An 18,562-nucleotide genomic window follows, 5' to 3' on the forward strand; every position below is an offset into this window, starting at 1 on the left:
GGCGTTCCCGCGCACGCATCCGATGAAGCTCTCCCTGCCCCCGTTTGATCAGGCCCGTGTGCTGGTGGTCGGCGACCTGATGCTGGATCGCTACTGGCACGGCGGCACCGATCGTATCTCGCCCGAGGCCCCAGTCCCGGTGGTCCACGTGCGCGAGATCGAGCAGCGCCCGGGCGGGGCCGGCAACGTCGCACTGAATCTTGCCGCCCTGGGCGGTCAAGCCGATCTGGTTGGTGTGACCGGCGAGGACGAGGCCGCGGCGGAACTGTCCGGTCTGCTTGAGGGCGCGGGAGTGGCCTGCCACTTCCGCCGCCAGCCGGGTGCGGCCACCATCACCAAGCTGCGCGTGATCAGTCGCCACCAGCAGCTGATCCGCCTCGACTTCGAGGACGGTTTCCCCGGCACCCGCGCCGCCGACCTGCTGCCACAGGTCGAGCCCCTGCTGGCCAATTGCGGCGCCGTCGTCCTGTCCGACTACGCCAAGGGCGCGCTGCGCGACCCCCAACCCCTGATTCAGGCCGCCCGCGCCGCCGGGGTCCCCGTACTGGTCGACCCCAAGGGCCGCGACTTCTCCCTTTACCGGGGCGCGGACCTGATCACCCCCAATCTCGCCGAACTGGAGGGTGTGGCAGGCCCCTGCCCGGACGATGAAAGCCTCGAACGGGCGGCCCGGGACGTGATGGAGCGCTGCGGGATCCCGGCGCTCCTGGTCACGCGCGGCGCGGCCGGGATGACGCTGTTCCGCGAGGGGCAGGCGGCCGTGCATCAGCCGGCCCGGGCGCGCGAGGTGTTCGACGTGACCGGGGCGGGCGATACGGTGATCGCCACCCTGGCCGCCGCGCTGGCGGCGGGTGCGACGTTCGAGGACGCGATGCAGCTCGCGAACCTGGCGGCGGGCATCGTGGTCGGCAAGCTGGGCACAGCCACCGTCTCGGTGGCCGAGATTGAGCGCGAGATCTACGCCCCCCGAGCGGCCGACCAGGGCGTGCTGTCCCGAGCCGAGCTGGCGGATGTGCTGCGCCGGGCTCGCGCAGCGGGCGAGCGGGTCGTGATGACCAATGGCTGTTTCGACATCCTGCACGCCGGCCATGTCGCCTATCTCGCCCAGGCCCGCGCCCTGGGAGACCGCCTGCTGGTCGCGGTGAACGACGATGCCTCCGTGCGTCGCCTGAAGGGAGAAGGGCGCCCGGTGAACCCGCTGGATCAGCGCATGGCCGTGCTGGCGGCCCTGGGCGCGGTGGACTGGGTGGTCCCGTTCTCCGAGGACACCCCGGCCGACCTGATTGCCGAGGCCCTGCCGGACGTGCTGGTCAAGGGTGGCGACTATCGGCCTGAGGCCATTGCTGGGCACGATGCAGTAGTGGCGAACGGAGGCGAGGTGCGAGTGCTGGAATTCCTGGATGGCTGCTCGACCAGCGCGGTCATGGGCCGGATTCAGGCGCGTTCGGATTCAGGCGCGCCCGAAGCGCCCTGACTGCCCGCTCGACGCTCTGCCTGAGTTGGGGCGAATCCGGGCGTCCGAAGTTCAGCCCCTGTGGATCCATGAACCACACGCGTTCCCCGTCCCATCCGAGCGTTTCCGGTGAATCGAGTGACAGCGCCAGGCCCGCCTTGGCAAGCTCTCCCCAGGAGCGTTCCGCTTGCTCCAGGATGGGCCCTCCGCCCTGAGCTTCGTGCGGTTTCCCAGGCCGGGTGCTCAGCGGTCGAAGCCCGGGCGGGTTTTGCTGGATCAGCCAGCCGAGCCCGTCGCTGGACCATGTGATCGCGAGAGGCCGTGGGACAGGCATGCCCAGGCGCTGCAGGATCAGCGCATGCCGCCAGGTGCGCAATGCCAACTGTCGTGTGACCCAGGGACGCAGCAGGGAGGGCATGGGGCCTGCGGGCAGATCGATGCGGCACGCCCGGATCGTATCAGTATCCGTGCAGCCATCCGTGGTCCCTCTAGCGTGGAGTGCCTTCCCCAGGCACTCGACAGTATCGGCTTCCAGGTGGCGTCGGTCCCGTATCGCCCGGATGTGTCCGTATCGCTCGCGCGGGTAGTGCTTCCAGCCTCGGCTGGCGCGTGCCGCGACCTTTTTCGCTTGCCGCAGGCGAGCGATCCGCACGGCCTGCACAAAGGCCTGTATGTCGTCTTGCGTGCACGGCCATTCACGCAAACGACAGTAGTACGCGTAGCCCCCTGCGACCTCGGGTTCCGGCAGGCGGGATTTCGAGGCATACAGCCGCAGCAGATGGGCGCTTGCCTCGCGGCGGTTCAGTGCCCGCCGCTGCCAATGGACCCGGTCTCCGTCGATCGCGTACAACTTCCGGTCGTGCGGGATGAAATTCAGCCAGTTCAAGTCATGCTGGCGAAGGCCTGCCTGGTGGTGCTCGGCCAGTGTGCGTAGCAGGCGTTGGTGCAGCTGTTCGGGCAGGGCTTCGGGCGGCCACGGCTCGTCGGCCTCGACCCAGTCCAGCACACACAGCCAGGCGCGATACCGCTTCGCGAATCCCGCATGCCGCAGTGCCGGGGCTGCGATCCCGGCCGATTGGAGTCGGCGAGCTCCACGCACGCCCCGGCGCCATTCGGGCCACTGCTGTACCGGGCCCAGGTAGAACTTGGCCACAACCTGGTTGCTACCGTTCAGCGTGGCGCGAAAAATCCTCCGCTTCCCGGGGTACTCGTGGATCAGGCATTCGAGGACGAGATCCCCGATGCCCGCGAGCGGGATGCGGTCAGCCGGTTCCGGTAGTGGACGCATCGGCTGGTTCAGGCGGGTCAAAGGTGTAGCCCAGCACCTCGAGATCGCGCCGGTAGTGCTGCGCGACCATCTCCGCCAGGGCGTCGTCGTAGTAGCGGCGGTAGTCCTCGCGCTCGTGCGCGCGGCGCAGATGCGGCAGTTGTGGCGTGGGAATGCCGATGCGCTGGCAGATGGTGTCGAAGTCCTGTTGCAGGCGTTCGTAACGGCCAATGAAGTCGATAATCACACGGCCCTGCAGGTCCACGATGTATTCGTGCTGCAGTTCGGCCGAGGTGTCCAGCATGTAGTCGTAGGGCCGCTCGGGATCGAATTTCAGACGCAGGAAGTCGCCGAAGTCCCGCACACCCTCCAGCACCGCCGGCTTCTCGCGCCGTATGTGGTGGTACGAGCTGACCTGCAAATCCCATGGGTTGCGCACAATCGCGCACTTGAACAGGTCACGGTAGACGGGCTCCGGCAGCATCTCCTTGGCTGCAATGGCCTTGGCGTGGCGCGGAAACTTCAGCCCCAGTTTGTGCCGGGGGCGTGTCAGCTGGCTGACCTGGCTGGCCGCCCACAGCGGAATGCTGTACCAGCCTCCCCAGCGATACGGACGCAGTGCGGCCCGGATGCTGGTGCCGCCTGTCTTGGCGATGTGGATGAACAGGAAATTCTTGCGATAGGAAATCAGCATGCGCTTGAAACAGGTCGGTTCACCGGGGAGGGATGCCCAAAGCATCCAGGTATTGGCGGGTGCTTGCCTCGATAGTGTACGCGGAGACGGCCGCCTTGAGTTGCTCGGGGGCGGTGGGTGTGTCCAGCACCTGGAGGATGCCATGCGCCAGGGCGGCATCGTCCCCGACCGGGACCAGCGGGCCGTGGCGTCCATCTTCCAGCAGTGTGCGTGGCCCACTGGGACAATCGGTCGCGACCACTGGCGTACCGAGCGCCATGGCCTCGACCAGTACGTTCGGTGATCCTTCAAAACGAGAGGACAGCACGAACACATCCGCTCGGTACATGAACGGAAGTGGGTTTTCCCGGAACCCTGCCAGGTCCACGTCTTGCTCGACACCGAGTTCATGGTTCAGGCGTTCAAGCTTCCGCCGATCTCCGCCCTCGCCGAGGATGATCAAACGCATGGCGTGTTTGGCCCGCAAACGTGCAAAGGCTCGGATCAGCGTGGCAAAGTCTTTCTGCGGATGGAGTCGGCCGGCCGCTACAATCACAGGAACCGGGTTCTTGCCGTTGTCCGCGAGCCATTCGTGGTGGGCCGTCTGACGGGCCCGCTCGACCAGTGCAGGACTGATCGTCGGGTTAGGGATTACCTTGAACCGCTCCCGGGGCAGGCGCCCAATATTGGCCAGGTCATCCGCGATGGCTGGAGCCACGGTGATGATCTTGTCCGCCCAGGGGTACAGCCAGCGCACAGGCAGGTATCGAGCCAGCCGCTGAAGCGCAGATTTGTCTGCCAGCGATCCGCTCAAATGCATGCCCATGCGCAAAACGACGCGAGTCGGGACCCGAGCCAGTTGCCGGGCCAGCAGTGCCACCCGACCCGCGCGGTCCTTGGCCGCCAGCAGGGCTGCCGGGCGGGTGGTCCGTAGATACCGGTACACAGCCGGAAGAGCCAGAAGCGAGGTGCCGGCCTCAAGACGGATGACATTAACCCCGGGCGGAATGCCCCGGACATGCCCGCCACGGGACTTCAACAGCAGCAAGTCGACGGGAACGCCGGCGTCGACGAACCCCTGCAGCAGGTGATTCATCATCCTCTCGACGCCACCGTCGCCGGTATAGGCGACCAGTACGGCCAGCCTCTCAGCCGTCATTGAGCTTCCTTGTCTCCTGGTAGCCGCCCACCAGATCATCCCAGCCAGCTCGGCCCCGTTCACGCGTCTCGGGCCATTTGTCCAGAGACCGACGTAGCCGCTCCAGATTGCCTTCCAGGCCTCGGCGGACACCAAGGCGACCCCGGTCCCAGTCGATCAGCCACACTTCGTTATCCGGTCCAATCAGGATGTTGCGAACATTGAGATCGGCATGCCACGCCCCGGCATTGTGGAATCGGGCCACGGTGCTCCCAATGCGGCGCCACAGGACCGGGGTGTCGAGTTTTTTTCGGATCTGCTCATCCAGCGGTATGGACTCAGGGATGGTGACGGTGACCAGATCCCCGGAATAACGCAACCCGTGGCGCATGACCCGGGCCGCGATGGGTCGAGGAACCGGCAGTTGCAGTTCAACAAGGTCTCGGAGCAATAGCCATTCTTTGACGGGCCGCGTGCGTGAGAAGCCGGTCCATAAGTAGCGGTCTTTCGATAGCCTGGCGATCCAGCCCCCTCGCCAGTAGTGCCGAAGTACGAGGTCAAGCCCGCTGAATCTCAGGAAGTACGTTGTGCGACGCCCGGTGCGGGTTGTGGTAACTGCACCCTGGTGTTGGAGTTGCTGCGGCTGAAACAGCTCCTCCGTAATCCCGGGGAGCAACGAGGTGTCGTGCAGGACCCACATGTTTCGCGCCAATGTCTTCAAGCATGCACTAATCGTTGTGGTGTCCCCACCCACCGCTTCTGGCGCCCAAGGTTGGACTTGCGGGCGGCTGCTCGGAGTGTGGGTGCGGTCATCGTCTGGCATTGGGTAATCGCAACTGGCGCCTCGCACCGGTTTCCCTGGTTGTGATCCGGATCTCTTTAGGGGGTGCATGGCTGGCCATTTGATTGGCTGTACCCCCTGCGGACACCCATTATACTGGCCCCCAATTTGCCGAGCCGGAGGGTGACCACACGGGCCCACCGGGTTGACTGGATAGCGAAAGGTATTTGGATGCCAACAATTGATGGGGCTGTCGTGCCCAAGGATTCTGTCGGATCGTCGGGTAACGGGCTGCGCTATACGTCTATAGCCTGCATCTACGTGTTCGCTGGTCTGTCACCACTCAGCATTACCCTGGGGCAACTCGCCCAGTTCGGCATGCTGATCATTACAGTCATTGTTGTGGTGAGTCACTGGAGGGGCGTAATTCGTAGCCCCGTGTTCTGGATCGCCGTGGCATTTGTCGCATATGTAGTTTTGCGAGGGTTTTCGGCCGCATTTTTCGAGCAGCCGAGTCTCTCATCTGCGCACTTAGATGAAACCGGGAATTGGTTCCGTATCCTTGCGTTGCCCATACTGATTCTCGCCATGGCCCTAGTGGCGACCGGTGACTGGATGCGTCATGCCGTATGGGCGCTGGTGGCCACGGCGCTCGGATTTCTTTTATTCGAAGTGTTGCCCACTTGGTCTTGGGAAGACTTTTTTCAGGCCCTAACGGGGACCTCGCGTTATATCTTCGGAATGGGCCACTCGCGTTCCGCTCTCGCTTTGGGGGCGATGCTGATCGGACTGTTGATGTTTGTGCCGGCTTTGCTTTTGGGGAGCGGTTCGAGTCAGCGCTCGCCCGAGACCCGGATGGTTGTACTGCGCGCCAGCGGGATTGCACTACTAGCGGCTTTGCTGCTGATGGCTGTTTTTGTGACAAAATCACGTACGGGCTGGTTGTCTCTGATCGTTGCGCTGTCAGTGGTGGCCATTGTGCTGGTCTGGTATTTCCATCGCGAGTTGCGGCGTCCATCCGTGTTGGGAGGGCTGCTGGTTGTAACGGGATTGATTGCGTCTGGGGTCCATTTTGCCTGGGACGAGGTCGAGCGCCGCACGATGGAGAGGGCGGACGCGATTGGCCAGATCCTGGCTATGAAGAGTCTGCAGGATGCCTGGGAGTTCGAGGATCCCAATGTCGGGGCGCGCGGCGCGTACAAGGTATTTGCTATGCAGCTTTGGCTCGATCGCCCATTGACGGGCTGGGGACCAGCGGACCCTTACCACATGATGGACGAGCGGCCTCTACCGCCGGTGCTCGAAGGTCGCTCGGGACATTTTCACGATGCCCACGTGGAATTACTTTCGCGTTTCGGTGGGATCGGGTACGCACTGATGATCGCGCTCTTCGTTGCCATCATCTGGGAGGCGATTCGTCAGATACGTTCGCGCTCCCGTACGGACCGCGTTGGGTTGGGGTTGGCATTTACGACTATCGGTTTCGTACCTTTCATGCTGGTGGCAATGCTGGGCACCTATTTCCTTGATTCTTTCAAGCAGATTCACTTGTATACGATGTTTCTGGCCCCGATGGCTGCCGCAGCCCTGGCGCGGCACATCAATGCGCCTCCCGCAGACAGGTAGCGCTGCGTGCCGGATATCGTACTCTTCGGAATGTTTCGGCCGTGGGGGGGCACCTACCGGCGGTTGATGAACCAGATCCACGTGTGGACCCGCGACGGCTGGTCGGTGGAGCTGGTGACATTCCGCGACGGGGAGATGTTTTACCCCGACGAGATGCCATCATCGGTGGCGTGCGTGCACCTTGGTACCCGCGGGAAATTCGCAACCACCCTGGCCCTTTGGCGCTACCTGCGACGAAGTCGTCCGCAGGTGATCCTGTCGGTGAACCATATCACCAACATGATCCTGGCTCAGGTGAGCATGCTCCCGGATACGGGCGCGAAGCGCTTCCTGAGCGTACCCAATACCTTTGGTGAATCGGAAAAGCTGGCGGCCGAGCCGCTACGACGGGAACGGAAGTTCCGCCAGATTCGTCGCTGGTATCCGCGCTCGCACGGGGTAATCGCCGTTTCCGACGGTGTGCGTGATGATCTCGTGGATACCGTGGGCCTGAAAGGGGTGACCGTACAGCGTATTTACAGTGGCTCGGTGGCCCGGTCCACGCTGCAACGGGCCCGTGAGTCCGTGGACCATCCCTGGCTAACCAACAAGACCTGCCCCGTGATCCTGTCAGCAGGGCGCCTGGTGCCGCAAAAGGATTATCCGACCTTGCTGCGCGCTTTTGCCCGCCTGAGGGAGCGGCGCGAGGCAAGGCTGATCATTGTCGGCAAGGGGCGCGAGGAAGCGGCCCTGAGGGCCCTGGCCAGGGAACTGGGTATCGAGGACGATCTGGATCTGCCGGGCTTCGTCTCCAATCCCTATGCATGGATGGCGCGTTCCGACGTGTTTGCGCTGTCCTCTCGCTGGGAGGGTCTGGTCAATGTGGTGATGGAGGCCCTGGGACTCGGCGTGCCCGTGGTGTCGACCGATTGCCCCAGTGGACCGCGCGAGATCCTCGCCGATGGTCGTTTTGGCATCCTGGTGCCGATGCAGGATCCCCAGGCCCTTGCCGATGCCCTGGATCGTACGTTACGCGGCGAAGGACCCACATTCGAGCGCGAGGACGCGGTGCGTCCCTTTCAGGCGGAAACGGCCGCCCGGGCATACCTCGACTTTTTCGGCCTGGCGTCTCCGGGGCAAGGGATGCCACGTTGAAGGGCCTTCTCGCCCAATGGAAGCAGGCGCGTCAAACGCGGCTCAAGCTGCGCTGGGTGGACCCAGAGCTGACGCGAGGAGAATGGCAGGTGTCAGCGGGTGTGGCCTACTGCCCAAAGGACGGCACCCACCCCGATGCGTATCAAAAAAGGCTTCTGCGTTCCGCCGGACAGGGTCATGTCGGACGCAAGCGCGGGCTCCAGGCGGGAGGCGCTGCCGGGACCTGCGATACGCTGATTGCGCGTAGCGACTGGACGTTGCTGGTGGATCGAGAGCGGCGCTGGATGCTTCGGGTAACCGATCGTCCGGGGCAGGTCGACAGGCTGTTACGCCATGCACAGTGGCTGGCACGCTCCTATCCCTGCCCCGAGATTCACCAGGCCACGGTGGAAATCCCGGGGGCTTTTGCCGTCCGCGAGTCCTTTGTCGACGGAGTCCCTGTCCGTGATGCGGACGAAGCACAATGGGATCCGGTATATCGCCAACTGCTGGCCAGTTGCGAGCACCATGTCGAGCATTGCGAGGGTTCTTTCGACCTCGATCGGGTCTGGAGCGAGGTTCGACGATGGAGCCTTCCGGATTGGTTGCGCAGGGCGCTGGTTCACTATGAGGCGGGTGTCGAGCATATCCTGCGCGAGACGCCCCTGCTCGAATGCCACGGCGACTGTCACAACGGGAATGTCTTTGTTCGTCCGGATGGCCGTGTTGTGCTGATCGACCTGGAACGGGTGCAACCGTTACCTTTTTTCTACGATGCGCTTTCGCTCCTGCGCGGGACCGCGCCGGTGAATGCTGCGTTGCGCACAAACTACCTGCGGGGCGACTACGACACGGAGATGGCTTCTTTGTGGCATGCCGCCGGGCGGGAATGGTGCCCTGAGCACCGCGTTGCCTCGCTGCTGTCGATGGCTCTCGCACATGCCTTTCGTCCCCAGTTTGCGAGCGCTGCTTCGGACAAGCGTCGAGACAAGTTTGTGGGTGCCAGCGAAAAGCTGCGCCCTGCTCTCAGGGTGGATTAACGCATGCGTCGACTGGAATTGATGGGGCCGCCTGGCGTGGGCAAGACCGCGCTGCTCGGACCTCTCCAGGCAGAATGGAAACGCCGGGGTATCGAGGCCGCATCTCCACGATCACTTCCGCTGTGGACCTATCAGGAGCGCCAGGGCGCGGGCGTTTTCCGGCGACGGCTTGAGGCGGCCCTGTACGCCCGCAAGGGTCTGCAACGGTGGATGCGCCCCAAGCTTGAGAAGGAGATGGTGCGGCACGAGTTCCGATCCCTGCGCGATGCCGGATCGCCGTGGCCCGAGTTCTTGCGTCTGGCGCTGGTGCGCGGTGGCGAGTCGCGGGGAGGAGAGGCGCTTGCGCTGGAACGGATGCAGAGTTTCATGGGTAGTGTCGCACTGGCACGAGCGACCGAACGATTGCCGGGAAACACGTGGATTCCGTTTGACGAAGGGCTCGCCCAGCGGGCCATTAGTCTGGGCCAGGGGGCGTCGCCGGAACAGGTCCGGGCCTATCTGGGCAGCATGCCGGCCCCGGACGCGCTGGTTCTGGTGTTCGCTCCACCCGATCTCGTGAATGCGCGCCTGCGCCAGCGCAACCCGAACGTAACACGTTTCCACGAAATGGTTGAGCAGGCTCTCGGCATCACCGAGATTGCTGCGAAAATCTGCTCCGACAGAGGGATTCCAGTTGTGCGGCTGGATGCCAGTGAGGCCCCCGAAAAAACCGCCTGTGTTCTAGCGGACAGCCTGGCGGATCAAGGGACTTGGGGGGCATGCGATTAGTGTGAGCAGGAAACTTGCAGATTCGCTATTCGTTCGGTTCGAGTGCGTAGTCGAAGGCCTCGAAATCTTCACGATACAGTTTGCGGATGCGGTCGATCTCGGGTCCGCCATAGTAGGCCGCCAATTTGTCGGCCGAGCCAGTCCGGTGAGGATCCCAGTTATGTACCTCTGCAAGGGACTCGGCCCCGAAGAGCTTTTTAACTAGCGCTGGGAGATCACTGTCGATGCGCTCCAGTCTGCCCGTGAAATCCAGCCGGGTCCGGTCGCGAGGCAACAGGCTGACCTGGGGTGCCCAGTGGGGGCCACGATACAGGGCACCGTTTTCCAGGCGCTGGAGGAAATCGGCAAAACTGAGGGGCGCTCCATTCTGCACTGACCCAGTACCAAGGTTCTTCGCTGCGGGCGGGCGGTCGCGCATGACCTTGTCGAGATAGGCAGAAAGGGTGCGATGAAAGGGGTTACGCACAAAGGTGAACAGGAAATAGTTGCGCCAGGCCTCGCGGCTGCGCATCAGTCCGATGTCGCGGGGGTGGCGATAAACACCGATCTTGTCGCCGGAGGCCTGGACCGCTTCGCGCTGTTCGTCGGTGATCGACGGATCATAGCGCAAGAGGGTGTTTCCGACGGTGGAGTGTCCGGCCTTGGGGATCCGGTAAAACACAAAGCGTTGCGACGTGGATACCAGGATACGGGGATTGACGCGATGCTTCTGTACTCGACCATCAAGGCTGGATAGGAGCGGATTGAACCGCTCACTGAAGAAGCGTGAGGCGTGCATAGTTCACGAATTGTAGCACGCTCATGTCCCCTCTCTCCCCTGCAGGCCGGCCCGCTGATGCCCATCCGCGGGCCGATGGCGGGTCAGCGTTTCCAAGGCGTCTGCGCTATCATCGGTCGCGTCTAATGGAGGGCAGGTGTTGGGAAAACCACGGGTCGCAATCCTCTCGCCCTTCAAGGCGTGGGGCGGTATTGAGCGCAAAATAGTGATCCTGTGTCGGGAGTTCCTCGCGCAGGGGGTGCAGCCTCAGCTCATCCTTACGCGCGGGGGTGTAGTCCCGTATCCCGACGAAATGCCATCCGAAGTGGATGTGGTCGATCTCGCCAGTGGCGGAAAGCTGGACAGCATTCGCAAACTGGCACGCTTGTTGAGGGAAGATCCGCCCGATGCCCTGCTAACGGCCAAGGATCACGCAGCCAAGGTTGCCGTTCTGGCGCGCCGGTTGTCAGGCTGCCCTGTGCCGGTATTCGTGAAGGTCACCAATACTCCGAGCCAGACGCTCCGGCGGCGCTTCAAGCGCTGGACGGCGCGGCTTTTGTATCGCCAGGCGGATTGTGTGATTGCGATCTCCGAAGGCGTACGGGACGACCTGATCACGCATTTTGGCATGCCCCCGGACAGGGTCCAGGTGATCTACAACCCGACAGTGACGCCCGATATTCCCGAGCGCGCCACAAACGCGGTCGACCACCCCTGGTTTCAAGGTGAGGGCCCGCCCGTGATCGTGGGTGCGGGCCGGCTGACCGGGCAGAAGGATTTCGCCACCCTGATCGAGGCCTTTGCCTGCCTGCGCGCGCGTCAGCCAGCCCGACTGGTGATCCTGGGCGATGGCCCACTACGCGACTCGCTTCGACAGCGGGCAGAGCAACTCGGCGTGGCCGAGGAGGTGGATCTGCCCGGGTACGTGCCGGACCCCATCCCGTACTTTGCCCGTGCGGCGCTGTTTGTATTGTCGTCCCGGTATGAAGGGCTCGGGAACGTGATCGTGGAGGCCCTGGCGGCGGGCGCGCCCGTGGTCGCGACAGACTGCCCGTCTGGTCCGCGCGAGATTCTCCGGAACGGGCGTGTGGGGCGACTGGTCCCGGTGGGAGATGTCGAGGCGATGTGCCATGCGATGGATGCGACCCTCTGCGATCCCCCGGGGAACGATGTGCTGCGTGATGGGCTGGATCGGTTTCGCAGTGAACGGGTTGCGCTGCAGTACCTGCAGGTGATGGGGCTCAAATCGACATGAATCTCCTGAGGTCGGGAGTCGCGAACCAGGTTGTTATGCGAGGAGCGCGGGCATGATCATCAGCCATCGGCATCGCTTCATCTTCATCCACTGCCGCAAGGTCGCCGGCAGTTCGATGAAGGTCTCTCTCGCGCCGCATCTCGGCCCGGACGACGTGATGCTGGGTAGTGTCCACGAGAGCATTCAGGCGGAGGGGGCTATGCAGCCATGGATGCGGCGCCAGCTTCTGACACCCCTTGGTATTTCCGAACTCTGGAGCGCAATGCTCAAGCGGCGGGGGTGGTCATCGGCGCTGAACAAGGTGATGAAAAAGCGCTTCAAACGGGAATTCGGGCTGTCCTCCTCGTCGCATCCCCCGGCGGTGGAAATACGCGATGCCATGCCCGATATCTGGCGTGACTACTACAAGTTCTGTTTTGTCCGGAATCCGTACGAACGCGCGGTGTCGGATTACCTCTATCGCACGCGGAAGGACGAAGCGCCCCCGAGTTTCAGCGGTTTTCTGAGCGAGGTGATCGCCGACGCCCGTTCGGGGCGCCAAAAGCATGACAATTGGCCGATGTACACCATCAATGACGAGGTGGCCGTGGACTTTGTCGGGCGTTACGAAAACCTGGAGGCCGATTTCCGGCACGCCTTGTCACAGGTTGGGATCAAGGGCGTGGATACCCTGTCGTCGGCCAAGCGGCGTACCTACCCCAAACCCTGGCAGGAGTACTACGGCCCGGACGAGCAGGGGATGGTGGAGCAGCTGTTCCACCACGAGATTGAGCACTTCGGCTACTCGTTCACCGAGTAAGACGCGTCAGGACCTCCACTAATTAGTTAAGCAGCCACTTGTGTTGTCGGTGCAGGCGCAGCTCATTCGCTGTCGGGCCGCGAGTCGTAGCCCTGGTCTTGCAGGATTTGTCGGTGGTGTTGAGCAAATTCGCGCAACTCGGCGTTCTGGTACCAGGCGTGAGCTCGGTCGGGGCGGAAGCTCGCCGCTGTGGCGGCCAGTTGTGCAGGTTCGAGCGGACACCCGCAGAATCGCAGGGCCGCGTCCAGCGTGCCTTCTGGCTCGGTAAGCAAAGCCTCGTAGGAAATTTCCAGACCCCGGTCCCCCAATGTTTGCAGGTGCTGGCGCGCCCGTGTCACATAAAGGGCCCAGAGATCGAGCCCGCCCTCCAGCGTGCCGCAACGAACTTGGGGCGCGAATCCCCGGCGCCCTGGACCGAAGGGGTTCATCCGATACATCTGGCGATATTGCCGGTAGCGGCGCGTGCGCTTGTTGAACACGTCGCGCCGGCGTGTGCGCAGACTCGCGGCTACATCGGCACCGTGGCGAACGATGTGGAGCACGCGGGCGGAGGGAAAGAGCTCCAGCCACAGCGGCAGCGTGAATGTATTGCGTGGGTCCTTCCAGCCCCATGGGGTTTGCTGGCGGCTTAGGCCCCACCCCCGCAGGCTTCGCTGTAGCCCCAGGAATCGCAGACTGGACGGGCCGTCGGCCATGTCGCGCATGTAGTCCACAAGCCAGGGCTGGAGTGACTCGTCTGCGAGCAGCCAATCCAGAGATTCGGGCCGGTCCCAGGTGGCGGAGGCTTCGCGAAAAAGCCAGGCATTGACTGCGTTGGTGAACGCTGCTTCCTCGTTGCGGCTGGCGCCAATGCCCATGAAGAAGCCGGTCTGCTGCAGTACCCGGGTGAGGAGGCTCGTGCCGGATCGGTGCATGCCGATGATGATGACGGGCGGTTGTGCTCGGGTGCTCATGGCGTAGCCGCGCCCGGGGTTGTGGGTCGGTCGGCTTCGTTATGCGCTGGCGTGCCTTGGTGCCTGTATCTTTCGAACCAGGAGTCCAGGCGTAAGGCGATGACATCATCTACGTGTCGGAGACTCTTTCCATCGAGGTATTCGTGGTACCCCCCCACCTCGCCTTTCCGGGTCTTGTAGCTGTCGGAATCGTCCTTGTCGCGGGCGGCAAGGGCGCTGGAGCCCATCGCATTGCTGGCCTCCAGTTGGCGCATGTTGTCGAACCGGCCGTACTCGACTGCCTGCGCGATTACCGCGCCGCTCACCCCGTGGATGCCCATGAATTCCAGTACTCGGCGTAGTTCGCCCGCGGTATCGGCGTGAAGATCCTCATAGGTCAGTAGCAGGAAGTCCTCAGGTACGTGGCGGTTGCGTGCCCAGATGGAGTAGAAATCCACGATGGTCTCGATGCCACCGCGGCGTTCGTGGACGTAGTCGTCCATGGTCCCCTCGTAGTTCGCGTTGCGACGGGTCTTCTGGAAATAGGAGGAAACCAGGACGTCGCGCGGATCGCGGACCATGAATACGACCTTCTTGCCGGCGTAGGCGGACTTGTCGGTTTCAAGCTCCTCGGGGTACTGGAACTCGGGGCCACCGTCATGGTGCTGGAGGATGTACGGGATATCGCGCCATGGCTTGCAGTAGCCGCGCAGGCGCAAGGGTTTGCGCAGGCGGATGCCGTAGTGGAGCTCCAGTGCCTTGCTGAGCAGAACGACCAGCCAGGTGCGGCCGCATTTGGGGTAGGAGACGATGTGGACATCGGCGCGCCAGCGCCGCCAGCGTCGGCGGATCAGTTGGACCAGTCGGCGTGCCGGGCCCCGCTTGCGCGTGATTGCAGCCACGTTCAGGCATCCTCGAAGCGGTAGCCGAGGACAGATATCTCGTGGTGGCAGACGCGCTCAATGATGGCGCGGTCCTCTGGCCCAAGGACTTCGCTGTAATGCCGGCTGTCCTTGCGAAAGCCGCCCTTCGCGCGGTAGGTCGGTAGCGAGATGTCACCATCCATGTCCAGTTCGGACTGCAGGGCCTCCAGGTCGGCACTCAGCGTCTCGTAGCGCAACACCTTGTGAACGGCCAATTCGTCATTGATCGTGTAATGCCCCCAGTTGCTCAACCAGTGGGGCTTGTGCTGCTCCATCCAGGCCAGGTATTCGCTCAAGCTGGGGAACTCGGTACGCCCCTTGCTCTCCCAGCGGTGCTTTTGCCACCAATAGCGGGACAGGGCGCGATCCCAGGGGTTTCGCTCGACCGTGAAACGATAATAGCGGTTCCATTTGTCTTCCCCGAGCAGGTCGCGAATCTCGGGTGCTCGGGTGTGCTGACCGTAGCTGGCCCGTTGCCCGCGCGTGAGCAACCGCCGCCACTCCTTGAAGCCGCGATGCCTGGAAACGGGTTTGAGGTAATTGATGGGGCCGATGCCCCCTTCCTGGCGCCGGAATGATTCCTCGCCGCGGTTTTCGCTGAGCGGGGTCACGATGTCCTGAGGACCGCATACGCGTGACAGCCCGATTTCGAGGCTGCTACCCGCGGTCTTGCGTGTCTTGATGAATACGAACTGTTGACGGTGGGAAATTATCACGCGTTTTGAAGCCCTTGCTGGTGGAGCATGCGGGAGGCGAGATTAGAGCACAGGGTTTCTGCGCCGGACAATTCAACGATGCTCTACGGCGCAAGCCTCAACGCCTTCAGGTAGGCCCGCGCCGAGGCTTCTGCGGTAAAAGGGAGGGTGGCCGCTTGCAGTGTGGTTGGGTCTGGCGGTGCGGTCAGCAGGGTGTCCAGGGCCTGAGCCAGGGCCTCGATGTCGCCTATGGGTATAACGGGGCCCAGGGTGCCCTGGTCCAGTATTTCGGCGGGGCCGGAGGGGCAGTCGGTGGCTACGCATGGCGTACCGCAGGCGAGGGCCTCCACGAGGACGGCTCCGGATCCCTCGCGTCGAGAAGTGAGCGCGAATACGTTGGCGCGCGCCATCCAGGCGTAAGGGTTGTACTGGAAACCGGGTAGTCGCAGGTCCTGCTCCACCCCGAGATCTCTGGCGAGCTGTTCCAGATTCGTGCGTTCGCGGCCCTCGCCGAGAATGACCAGTCGCAGGGGGCGCCGCTGCCGTAATTTTGCGAATGCGCGGATGAGGCTGGAAAAGTCCTTGCGCAGCTCCAGCGAACCCGCCCCTAGGACCACGGGGATGTCCTGGGTGCGGCTGTCCTGGAGCCACGGATCCTCCAGGGGGGCGGCGGCCTGATTGATCAAGTCGGTGGTTACGATCGGGTTGGGGATGACATGCAGCCGATCGGCGGGCACGCCCGCGAGGGTGTTCAGATCGTGGCCGACTCCCTCGGAAGGCGCGATAACGGCGTCCGCCTGCGGATACCAGCGCTGCATCGAGCGCTGGAGGCGTCGGGCGCGGGAGGGCTTCATCTCCGCGAGGGTGGCACTGATGGACATGCCCATGCGGATGGCCACCGGCATGCCGGGCCGGGCCAGGCGGCGTGCCAGGAGTGCGGTGCGGTTCAGCCGATGGCTGGCGGTGTATAGCGCCTGTGGTCGATGGCGCAGCAGGTAGGTGATGAGGGCGGGCAATGTCGTGTTGCGATGGGCGGCACGCAGCGGTACCCGGCGAACGTTGGGGGGCAGGTTGTCGATATAGGGGCCATGTCCGCGCAGGGTCAGCAGATCGAACTCCAAAGAGTAGTGGCCAAATTCCCGGACGAGGTTGGTGACCACTCGATCAACTCCGCTATGCCCCGAGGTGGCAAACAGCAGGGCGACCCGGGGCGACGGGGTTTCAGGCATTGGTCGCCTTCGCCTCCAGCAGCGCATCCAGTTTCGCGGTGACGTCCGCGACCTTGATGCGGTCCATCACGGCGGGATCGCGGACCCGCTGCCCCCAGCGCAGCGCCTCCGGTAGCTTGCCGAAGGCCGCCTGGCAGGCCTCGGGGTATGCATTGACGACCCACTCACGGCTGCAGTACGGCCCCGTACGCTCGGGATTGGAACCGGCATAGAGTCCGATCACGGGTGTGCCGACTGCGTTGGCCATGTGGGCGGGTCCCGAGTCGGGTGAGACCACCGCGTCAGCCCGTTCGAGCACCGCCAGTAGCTGCTTGAGATCGGTCGCCCCGATCAGGTTAATAAGCGAGTGGCGGCAGCCTGAGGCGATGGCTTCGCTGTAGTCCCGCTCCAGTTCGGTGGGGCCGCCGGTCAGCACGACGGTCATGCCGTGGTGCTCCACGGCATGTTCGGCGACGGCCGCGTAGTGTTCGGCGGCCCAGTTGCGAAAGTTGCGGAAGCGGGCGCTGGAGCACGGGTTGATGACCAGGACGGGGCGGTCGGTAGGCAGGTGCCGAGCGGCCCATTCCCTCGCGCTAGCCGGGATCGGGATGTCCCAGCGCAGTTCGCGCTCCTGTACGCCCAGAGCCTCGGCAAAGCCGAAAAAGGCGTCCAGGACGTGCTGGCGCGGCCGTGCGGCGATACGCTCCCGGGTGAACAGCCACTGGAAGTCGCGTGCACGCTCACGGTCGAATCCGATCTTGCGCCGTGCCGGAACCTGCATCCCCATCAGGCTGGCGCGCAGCGAGACCTGCATCTGCAGGAGGACATCGAACTGGCGGTCTTTCAGGGCGCGCCGGAGGTTTGTGTAGGCGCGTAGCCCCCGCGCCTTGTCGACCACGACGAACTCCACGCCGGGCAGATCTCCCAGCAGCTGGTGTTCAAGACGCCCGATGATCCAGGTGATGCGGGTCTCGGGCCAGGCCTTTTGCAACGAGCGCACGACGGGGACTACATGGGTCGTGTCGCCCAGTGCCGAGAGGCGCAGCAGGGCGATCTCCCGGGGCGGTGCTAAAGCCGATGATGTTGCCGAGGGGTGGTCAGGAGCCGTCACCGGGCTTCTTCCGCTTGTTTTTCTTGTGAGCCTTTTTCAGCTTGTTTTTTTGCCACGGCAGGCGGCCGATGTGCCGATGTCGGATCTCGGGGTAAGGGTCCGGGGATCCCTCGGGCTGGGTCTTGAATCGTCGATGGGCCCAGAAATACTGCTGCGGATAGGCCCGTACGGCCTCTTCCAGCACTTCATTCATGCGGGCCGCGTCTGCCGCCCGGTCTTCGGAGGGGTAGCCCTCGAGCGGCGGCCCAATCTCGATCTCGTAGCCATCATTCTGTGCGTTCACGTGATAGAACAAAGGCAGCACGTGTGCCTTGCCCATGCTGGCGAGACGAGAAAGGCCGGTCGTAGTGGCCGCTGGCTGCCCAAAAAAAGGCGCAAAAACTTGTTCCGCCTGGCGAATGTTCTGGTCGCCGGCATACCAGACTGGAACCCTGGCCTTGAGTGTGCGCAGGATGCCGCGGATGTCGTCCTTGGAGATCGCTCGGCTCAGGCTTTTTTCGCGCCCCTGTTTCATCGCGCGTTCGAGTACAGGCTTTTTCTCCATCGGTTTGTAGATCACAGCCATTTCGGCCCGCTGCCCGAACAGCCTTCCGGCGAGTTCGATACAGGTGAAATGGCCGGACAGCAGGATCACGGGACGGCCTTCCTCGGCGGCGGCATGCAGGTGATGAAGGCCATCGACTCGGCAGGGGATCCGGTTGACGGCCTTGCCGCCGAACCAGGCAAGAGCGACTTCGGCCATGCCTCGACCGGTGTATCGGAAATTAGCGCGGACCGATTCCTCTAGCTGGGTCTCCGTCAGGTCGGGGAAGCACAGTTCAAGATTGCGGCGTACGACGTAACGGCGCGACTTCGCCACATGGTAGAGGCCGCCGCCCAGACTTTCTCCGAGCCCAATGGCCCAGCGCCATGGCAGGCGCGCGATGAGCCACAGCGCCGCGATCGCGGTGGTCTGTCCCCAGTTGGACGGGTGCAGGGCATTGTCGCTACGCGCGCCTTTCATCGCGAGGGAGAGGTCCTTTC

Annotated in this window: 18 protein-coding genes; 7 read left to right on the forward strand and 11 right to left on the reverse strand. The window is 63.5% G+C overall.

Annotation, left to right across the window (positions count from 1 at the left end):
- Positions 1-22 precede the first annotated feature (22 nt).
- A complete protein-coding gene (gene hldE, locus C936_RS0104250) occupies positions 23-1,474 on the forward strand; it encodes a bifunctional D-glycero-beta-D-manno-heptose-7-phosphate kinase/D-glycero-beta-D-manno-heptose 1-phosphate adenylyltransferase HldE (RefSeq protein ID WP_018649236.1) in 1,452 nt (483 codons plus the stop codon).
- On the opposite strand, the gene C936_RS0104255 is transcribed toward hldE, so the two are convergent.
- Genes C936_RS0104255 through C936_RS0104270 form a run of 4 tightly spaced genes read right to left on the reverse strand, consistent with a single transcriptional unit; the run spans position 1,422 to position 5,231 of the window.
- Entirely contained in the window at positions 1,422-2,741 is a 1,320-nt protein-coding gene (locus tag C936_RS0104255) for a hypothetical protein (RefSeq protein WP_018649237.1), read from the reverse strand. The genes hldE and C936_RS0104255 overlap by 53 nt on opposite strands.
- The gene (locus C936_RS0104260) at positions 2,716-3,414 is read right to left on the reverse strand and encodes a sulfotransferase family 2 domain-containing protein (protein ID WP_019023127.1); all 699 of its coding nucleotides are present in this window, start codon (positions 3,412-3,414) and stop codon (positions 2,716-2,718) included. The genes C936_RS0104255 and C936_RS0104260 overlap by 26 nt, the downstream gene beginning before the upstream one ends.
- 19 nt (positions 3,415-3,433) lie before the next feature.
- The gene (locus tag C936_RS0104265) at positions 3,434-4,552 is read right to left on the reverse strand and encodes a glycosyltransferase (RefSeq protein ID WP_018649239.1); all 1,119 of its coding nucleotides are present in this window, start codon (positions 4,550-4,552) and stop codon (positions 3,434-3,436) included.
- Positions 4,542-5,231 (reverse strand): 3-deoxy-D-manno-octulosonic acid kinase, encoded by a 690-nt coding sequence (locus C936_RS0104270; RefSeq protein ID WP_018649240.1) that lies wholly within the window; start codon positions 5,229-5,231, stop codon positions 4,542-4,544. Before C936_RS0104270 ends, C936_RS0104265 begins: the two co-directional genes overlap by 11 nt.
- 312 nt (positions 5,232-5,543) lie before the next feature.
- Between C936_RS0104270 and C936_RS0104275 the strand changes: the two genes are divergently transcribed.
- Genes C936_RS0104275 through C936_RS0104295 form a run of 4 tightly spaced genes read left to right on the forward strand, consistent with a single transcriptional unit; the run spans position 5,544 to position 9,859 of the window.
- Entirely contained in the window at positions 5,544-6,938 is a 1,395-nt protein-coding gene (locus tag C936_RS0104275) for an O-antigen ligase (RefSeq protein ID WP_018175320.1), read from the forward strand.
- A gap of 30 nt (positions 6,939-6,968) precedes the next feature.
- Complete coding sequence (locus tag C936_RS0104280; protein WP_018649241.1) at positions 6,969-8,072, forward strand: glycosyltransferase; 1,104 nt, start codon at positions 6,969-6,971, stop codon at positions 8,070-8,072.
- Entirely contained in the window at positions 8,069-9,091 is a 1,023-nt protein-coding gene (locus C936_RS14220; protein ID WP_038038441.1) for a phosphotransferase, read from the forward strand. Before C936_RS0104280 ends, C936_RS14220 begins: the two co-directional genes overlap by 4 nt.
- Before the next feature lie 3 nt (positions 9,092-9,094).
- Positions 9,095-9,859, forward strand: coding sequence for a hypothetical protein (locus C936_RS0104295; RefSeq protein WP_018649244.1), 765 nt, complete (start codon positions 9,095-9,097; stop codon positions 9,857-9,859).
- Positions 9,860-9,884: 25 nt separating this feature from the next.
- Here the strand turns inward: C936_RS0104295 and C936_RS0104300 are convergent, their stop codons facing one another.
- Entirely contained in the window at positions 9,885-10,637 is a 753-nt protein-coding gene (locus C936_RS0104300; RefSeq protein ID WP_018649245.1) for a sulfotransferase family protein, read from the reverse strand.
- Between the two features lie 160 nt (positions 10,638-10,797).
- On the opposite strand from C936_RS0104300, the gene C936_RS0104305 reads away from it, so the two are divergent.
- Both C936_RS0104305 and C936_RS0104310 read left to right on the forward strand, forming a co-directional pair.
- Complete coding sequence (locus tag C936_RS0104305) at positions 10,798-11,871, forward strand: glycosyltransferase (RefSeq protein ID WP_196800028.1); 1,074 nt, start codon at positions 10,798-10,800, stop codon at positions 11,869-11,871.
- 52 nt (positions 11,872-11,923) lie between these two features.
- Entirely contained in the window at positions 11,924-12,670 is a 747-nt protein-coding gene (locus C936_RS0104310) for a sulfotransferase family 2 domain-containing protein (RefSeq protein ID WP_018175327.1), read from the forward strand.
- A 62-nt stretch (positions 12,671-12,732) separates the two neighbouring features.
- Here C936_RS0104310 and C936_RS0104315 read toward each other — a convergent pair whose 3' ends face one another.
- The 6 genes from C936_RS0104315 to C936_RS0104340 form a co-directional block, all read right to left on the reverse strand.
- Complete coding sequence (locus C936_RS0104315; RefSeq protein WP_018175328.1) at positions 12,733-13,623, reverse strand: sulfotransferase; 891 nt, start codon at positions 13,621-13,623, stop codon at positions 12,733-12,735.
- The gene (locus C936_RS0104320) at positions 13,620-14,504 is read right to left on the reverse strand and encodes a sulfotransferase domain-containing protein (RefSeq protein ID WP_018175329.1); all 885 of its coding nucleotides are present in this window, start codon (positions 14,502-14,504) and stop codon (positions 13,620-13,622) included. The genes C936_RS0104315 and C936_RS0104320 overlap by 4 nt, the downstream gene beginning before the upstream one ends.
- Before the next feature lie 2 nt (positions 14,505-14,506).
- The gene (locus C936_RS0104325) at positions 14,507-15,241 is read right to left on the reverse strand and encodes a sulfotransferase family 2 domain-containing protein (protein WP_018175330.1); all 735 of its coding nucleotides are present in this window, start codon (positions 15,239-15,241) and stop codon (positions 14,507-14,509) included.
- A gap of 83 nt (positions 15,242-15,324) precedes the next feature.
- Positions 15,325-16,449: a glycosyltransferase gene (locus C936_RS0104330; protein ID WP_026278810.1), complete on the reverse strand. Its 1,125-nt coding sequence runs from the start codon at positions 16,447-16,449 to the stop codon at positions 15,325-15,327.
- On the reverse strand, positions 16,442-17,539 hold the full coding sequence (locus tag C936_RS0104335; protein ID WP_038038437.1) for a glycosyltransferase family 9 protein: 1,098 nt from the start codon (positions 17,537-17,539) through the stop codon (positions 16,442-16,444). The genes C936_RS0104330 and C936_RS0104335 overlap by 8 nt, the downstream gene beginning before the upstream one ends.
- A complete protein-coding gene (locus tag C936_RS0104340) occupies positions 17,526-18,542 on the reverse strand; it encodes a hypothetical protein (RefSeq protein ID WP_018175333.1) in 1,017 nt (338 codons plus the stop codon). The genes C936_RS0104335 and C936_RS0104340 overlap by 14 nt, the downstream gene beginning before the upstream one ends.
- Positions 18,543-18,562 lie beyond the last annotated feature (20 nt).

This window comes from Thioalkalivibrio sp. ALJ4, assembly GCF_000377225.1.
Classification (GTDB): domain Bacteria; phylum Pseudomonadota; class Gammaproteobacteria; order Ectothiorhodospirales; family Ectothiorhodospiraceae; genus Thioalkalivibrio.

What these genes read in the sequence shown, in the direction of transcription:
- hldE (WP_018649236.1), top strand. Translation starts at nt 23, where the DNA reads ATGAAGCTCTCCCTGCCCCCGTTTGATCAGGCCCGTGTGCTGGTGGTC.
- C936_RS0104255 (WP_018649237.1), bottom strand. Translation starts at nt 2,741, where the DNA reads ATGCGTCCACTACCGGAACCGGCTGACCGCATCCCGCTCGCGGGCATC.
- C936_RS0104260 (WP_019023127.1), bottom strand. Translation starts at nt 3,414, where the DNA reads ATGCTGATTTCCTATCGCAAGAATTTCCTGTTCATCCACATCGCCAAG.
- C936_RS0104265 (WP_018649239.1), bottom strand. Translation starts at nt 4,552, where the DNA reads ATGACGGCTGAGAGGCTGGCCGTACTGGTCGCCTATACCGGCGACGGT.
- C936_RS0104270 (WP_018649240.1), bottom strand. Translation starts at nt 5,231, where the DNA reads ATGTGGGTCCTGCACGACACCTCGTTGCTCCCCGGGATTACGGAGGAG.
- C936_RS0104275 (WP_018175320.1), top strand. Translation starts at nt 5,544, where the DNA reads ATGCCAACAATTGATGGGGCTGTCGTGCCCAAGGATTCTGTCGGATCG.
- C936_RS0104280 (WP_018649241.1), top strand. Translation starts at nt 6,969, where the DNA reads ATGTTTCGGCCGTGGGGGGGCACCTACCGGCGGTTGATGAACCAGATC.
- C936_RS0104295 (WP_018649244.1), top strand. Translation starts at nt 9,095, where the DNA reads ATGCGTCGACTGGAATTGATGGGGCCGCCTGGCGTGGGCAAGACCGCG.
- C936_RS0104300 (WP_018649245.1), bottom strand. Translation starts at nt 10,637, where the DNA reads ATGCACGCCTCACGCTTCTTCAGTGAGCGGTTCAATCCGCTCCTATCC.
- C936_RS0104310 (WP_018175327.1), top strand. Translation starts at nt 11,924, where the DNA reads ATGATCATCAGCCATCGGCATCGCTTCATCTTCATCCACTGCCGCAAG.
- C936_RS0104315 (WP_018175328.1), bottom strand. Translation starts at nt 13,623, where the DNA reads ATGAGCACCCGAGCACAACCGCCCGTCATCATCATCGGCATGCACCGA.
- C936_RS0104330 (WP_026278810.1), bottom strand. Translation starts at nt 16,449, where the DNA reads ATGCCTGAAACCCCGTCGCCCCGGGTCGCCCTGCTGTTTGCCACCTCG.
- C936_RS0104340 (WP_018175333.1), bottom strand. Translation starts at nt 18,542, where the DNA reads ATGAAAGGCGCGCGTAGCGACAATGCCCTGCACCCGTCCAACTGGGGA.